The following is an 887-nucleotide window of genomic DNA, read 5'->3' on the forward strand; positions in this document are numbered from 1 at the left end:
TGGCGCAACCTGACCTATGTCCTGGTCCATACCGACGAGGGTCTGACCGGTGTCGGTGAGACGCGGATGCTCGGGCACACCGACGCGTTGGTGGGCTATCTGCGTGAGGCGGAGGTCAATCACATCGCCGGTTCGGACCCGTTCGCGGTCGAGGATCTCGTCCGGCGTATGAAGTACGGCGATTACGGGCGGGCCGGGGAGATCGTGATGTCCGGTATCGCGGTGGTGGAGATGGCCTGCTGGGACATCAGGGGCAAGGCGTTGGGCGTGCCTGTCTGGCAGTTGCTCGGCGGGAAGGTGACCGACCGGGTGAAGGCGTACGCCAACGGCTGGTACACCACCGAGCGCACGCCGGAGGCGTATCACGAGGCGGCGCGTGCGGTCGTGGCGCGTGGTTACCGTGCGCTGAAGATCGACCCGTTCGGCAACGGTCACTTCGAGCTGGACGCCGAGGGCTCGCGGTACGCGGTCTCCCTGATCGAGGCCGTGCGGGACGCGATCGGTCCCGACACGGAGCTGATGGTGGAGATGCACGGCCGTTTCTCCCCCTCGACGGCGGTCCGGCTGGCCCGTGATCTGGCGCCGTTCCGGCCGGCCTGGCTGGAGGAGCCGGTGCCGCCGGAGAACCTCAAGGCCCTGGAGAAGGTCGCCGCGAAGGTGGACATGCCGATCGCGACCGGTGAACGGATCCACGACCGGATCGAGTTCCGGGAGCTGTTCGAGTCGCAGGCGGCCGACATCATCCAGCCCGACGTCGGGCACATCGGCGGCATCTGGGAGACCAGGAAGCTGGCCGCGACCGCCGAGACCCATTACGTCCTGGTCGCCCCGCACAACGTGGGCGGCTCGGTCCTGACCGCCGCCTCCCTCCAACTCGCCGCCTGCAC

1 protein-coding gene is annotated in these 887 nt (G+C 68.3%); it reads left to right on the forward strand.

Annotated features, from left to right (window positions below; translation table 11 throughout):
• Nucleotides 1–887: mandelate racemase/muconate lactonizing enzyme family protein (locus tag IO20_RS0134210; protein WP_030557421.1), on the forward strand; the 887-nt coding region annotated here is incomplete at both ends.

Origin of the sequence: Streptomyces exfoliatus, from assembly GCF_000725545.1 — a bacterium.
GTDB lineage: Bacteria > Actinomycetota > Actinomycetes > Streptomycetales > Streptomycetaceae > Streptomyces > Streptomyces exfoliatus.